Annotated in this window: 4 protein-coding genes; 2 read left to right on the top strand and 2 right to left on the bottom strand. The window is 69.0% G+C overall.

The genetic code is table 11. From position 1 onward, the window contains the following. Positions 1 to 271: 271 nt before the first annotated feature. Positions 272 to 793 (top strand): hypothetical protein, encoded by a 522-nt coding sequence (locus P409_RS29110; protein WP_034846660.1) that lies wholly within the window; start codon positions 272 to 274, stop codon positions 791 to 793. A gap of 20 nt (positions 794 to 813) precedes the next feature. Here P409_RS29110 and P409_RS29115 read toward each other — a convergent pair whose 3' ends face one another. Continuing rightward, positions 814 to 1,728 carry a pirin family protein gene (locus tag P409_RS29115; protein WP_034846662.1) on the bottom strand — a complete coding sequence of 305 codons (915 nt, stop codon included), beginning with the start codon at positions 1,726 to 1,728 and terminating at the stop codon, positions 814 to 816. Positions 1,729 to 1,832: 104 nt separating this feature from the next. Between P409_RS29115 and P409_RS36515 the strand changes: the two genes are divergently transcribed. Further along, positions 1,833 to 2,390 carry a PH domain-containing protein gene (locus P409_RS36515; RefSeq protein WP_152613603.1) on the top strand — a complete coding sequence of 186 codons (558 nt, stop codon included), beginning with the start codon at positions 1,833 to 1,835 and terminating at the stop codon, positions 2,388 to 2,390. Between the two features lie 115 nt (positions 2,391 to 2,505). Here the strand turns inward: P409_RS36515 and P409_RS29125 are convergent, their stop codons facing one another. Then, the gene (locus tag P409_RS29125) at positions 2,506 to 3,645 is read right to left on the bottom strand and encodes a hypothetical protein (RefSeq protein ID WP_034846664.1); all 1,140 of its coding nucleotides are present in this window, start codon (positions 3,643 to 3,645) and stop codon (positions 2,506 to 2,508) included. Positions 3,646 to 3,769 lie beyond the last annotated feature (124 nt).

Below are 3,769 nucleotides of genomic sequence, written 5' to 3' on the forward strand. Positions count from 1 at the left end.
GTGCCGGAGACGGCGGCCCGGCGCTGCCGCCGCAGCATGGCGATCCGGGCGGTGCCGCTGTCCGACCCCTGGGCGCTGCGCCGGCTGTCGATCTGCGTCCGGTCCCTCGACGCGCTGCCGGCCCATGCGCGGCGGCTGGTGGAGCATCTGGCGAAGGACGAGCCGCCAGCGCCGTGAAGCCGGCCCCGCCATAAAGACATCAGGTTTCGAAGGCATTGGCGCCACATTGCCACGCTATCCGGCATGAGAGGACGTGGGATGGGGGAATGCGGTGCGTCGCCGGAGGGTCGCTGCCATATCGCCGCTGATCGGCGCCGCGCTGGTCGCCGCCTGCGGCGGCGCCGACCGGCAGGTCGACCGGCAACTGGCGGGCTATGTCGGGGCGACGCGCGCGGCGATCGAGGCGAAGTTCGGCAGGCCGCTCGCCGAGGAGCCGGGCGCCGCGGGCTCGCGGAGGCTGACCTTCTACGGCAGCAGCGCCGTCCATGTCGACGGCGCCTATGAGCAGGTGGAGCAGCGCACGCCGGTCGATTGCTCGACTAAGCCGCGGCCGCCCTCCTGCCAGAAGATCACGGTCAAGGACGGCAAGGACCACTACCAGTCCAACGAGACGGAGATCACCCACGTCAATGGCGACTACATCCCGGCGCATCTCGCCGTGTGGTGGTGCAGCGTCGTCTTCACCCTGAACCGGAGCGGGACGGTCACCGCTTATGAGTTCACGCCCTATTCCGCGGGCGAGAAGATCGACTGCAGCGCCGTGTCCTGGACCGTGTCCCGGCCGAAGCCGTGATCATGGCCGCCGGGGCGTCGTCACCGTTCCGGCAGGGGCAGTCGCTCGGTCTCGTCCGGGATCGTGCCGAACCGGCCCTCGCGCCAGTCCTCCTTGGCCTGCTCGATGCGCTCGCGGCTGCGGGCGACGAAGTTCCACCACAGCTTGCGCGGCCCGTCGAGCGGCTCGCCGCCGAACACCAGCAGGCGCGTCTCCTCCAGCGCCTCGACCGCGACCGGGTCGCCGGGCCGCAGCACCAGCAGCTGCCGCGGCGGGAAGTCGTCGCCGCCGATCCGGATGCGGCCGGAGACGACATAGACCGCGCGCTCCTCATGCTCCGCCGGCAGCGGCAGCACCGCCCCGGCCTGCAGCGCGGCGTCGAGATACAGCGTCTCGGAGAAGGTGGCGACCGGCGAGCGCGCACCATAGGCCGACCCGACGATCAGCCGCACGCTCTTGCCGGCATCCTCGATCACCGGCAGGTCGTCGATACCGTGATGGGCGAAGCTGGGCGCCACCTCCTCATACGGGGCGGGCAGGGCCACCCAGGTCTGCACCCCGAACAGGGTCGACCCGGTGGCGCGCAGGGCCGGCGGCGTGCGCTCGGAATGGGCGATGCCGCTGCCGGCGGTCATCCAGTTGACGTCGCCGGGGCGGATCAACTGGCGGGTGCCCAGGCTGTCGCGATGGGTCTGCTCGCCGGCGAACAGATAGGTCACGGTGGCCAGGCCGATATGCGGGTGCGGCGGCACGTCGATGCCGTCGCCTACGCCGAACAGCGTCGGGCCGAACTCGTCGACGAAGACGAAGGGGCCGACCGATCGCTTCTGCATCGACGGCACGGCGCGCCGTACCTCGAAGCCGCCGATATCGGCGGTGCGGGGGATCACCACCGTCTCGATGAACGGGCAGGGCGTCTCGCCGGTGGCGGGGTCGCGGGTCGGCTGCCAGCTCATCGTCTCGGGCTTTCTTCGATATCGGATTTCGCCGCCGGACGCGGATGGACGGGCGCACGGTTCGACCGTACCCTTCGCTCCGGCATCAGCCAAGGGGAGACATGATGGCCGACACCACCCGGGACGCCGCCCAGGACAGCCCGACAGGGGCCGCCGGCGAGACCGCGATCTGGAAGATCCGCACCGCGCTGCGCGCGACGTTCTACATCTGGGTGCTGGCCATCGTCCTGGCGGTGCTGCTGGGCCTGGTCGGCGGGCCGCTGGCCGCGGTGCCGGTGGTGCTGGCCCTGGTCTGGACGGGCTGGCGCTGGCTGACCAGCTATGAGCTGACCAGCGAGCGGCTGATCATCCGCACTGGCTTCCTGGTGCGGAAGCGGGAGGAGGTGGAGCTGTTCCGGGTCCGCGACTTCTCGCTGTCGCGGCCGCTGCACTGGCTGGTGCTGGGGCTGGGCACGATCGGCCTGACCACGCGCGACCAGTCGGCCCCGAACATCCTGATCGGCCCGATCGCGATGCCGGAGACGCGGCTGGACGAGCTGCGCCGCGCCACCGTGGCCCGGCAGAACCGGGTGCGCTTCCGCGAGGTCGAGGTGTCCTCGGCCGGCGACGAGACGCATGGCGGCGACCATGGCGGCCATGGCGGCGGGGCGCTGCCGGGGTAGGATCTGATTTCCCCAAACTGTCATGCCCGGGCTTGACCCGGGCATCCAGAGACTGTCGGCATCTTCTGGATTGCCGGGTCAAGCCCGGCAATGACAGGGAAGGGGGACGCGGGGCTCACTCGTCGTTGAACGGCCCGATCATCAGCGGCTCCAGCTTGAACCAGTTGCCGAGCTGGCTGTAGGTCAGCTTCACCGGCTTCAGGTCCCAGTACACCTCCGACCTGGTCGGGCCGACGCACTGCATCTGGCCGGATTCGTTCTTCTCGCGCTTGCAGCCGTCTTCGCTGTCCAGGTAGTAGACCCGGCCGTACAGCCCGGCCTGGTTCTGCTCCACCGTGCCGAAGAAGGCCTCGACATCGGCGTCGTTGTTCTCGCCGCCGAAGAAGGATTCCTCGGGCTTCACCACCGGCTCGTTGAAGCGCAGGTTGTAGTCGTAATAGCCGGTGTAGTTGCGGCTCTGCCCCTTGGCGTCGGTGAAGTTGCCTTCCTCCTCGACATAGCGGATCGAGCCGGTGACCTTGTCGGTATAGGCCTGGTTGCCGATGGCGTATTGGAAGGTGATGCCATTGTTGTCGGTCAGCCAGTTGCCGAGCTCGTAGTCATAGTCGAGATTGCCGGACACCCGGGCCTGCGGCAGGAACGACAGCGGGCCCGGCGCCAGCACCAGCCCCTGGAAGGACAGCGGGTCCGGGTTCTTCACCTGGATCGTCACCACCTTGCCGTTGACGGTGCGGGAATACAGCTTGTCCGCCGCCTTCGAGGCACGGTTGATCTGCTCGCCCAGCTCCCACCAGCGGGTGACCTCGCGGCCCTGGACGACGCCGCCGAACTTGCCGCTGGACTGCTGGCCCTTGACGATGTCGAGGCGCAGGTTGCCGGCCTCGGGCTGGTAGCGCCCGCCCTCGTCGATCGGCGTCTCGCCGCGCAGGATCGCCACCTCCTTGGCCACCTGGCTCGGATTCGCCGGGTTGTTGACGTCCATCCGCAGGCTGTAGGTGATGGTGTCCTCCGGCTTGCGCTGGGCCGAGCCGGCATAGGCCATCAGGTCCGCCACCGTCAGCGCCTCGATGGTGTAGACGTCGAGGCCGTTGGTGTTGCGGACGCTGCGCGAGTTGAAGTCGATGGTCATGTGGCCGGTGACCTTGGCGCCGTCGGTCACGGTCTGCAGGCCGCGGCTGGTGCCCTGGGCCCAGGCCGGCGTCGTCGCCATCAGGACGGCAAGGGTCAGGGCGCTCGCGGAAATGCGGTAATTCATGGTCTCCCCCAATATGAAATAACGACGGGCCGGGCTGACTTCGCCGCCTCTGTTCTGGCGTGCATATTGGGGCAGGCGACTCGGGGCAATTTGATGGCGAAGCTGTTGCAGGGACGAGGCGATG

The organism is Inquilinus limosus MP06 (assembly GCF_000767795.1).
Taxonomy (GTDB): Bacteria; Pseudomonadota; Alphaproteobacteria; order DSM-16000; family Inquilinaceae; genus Inquilinus; species Inquilinus limosus_E.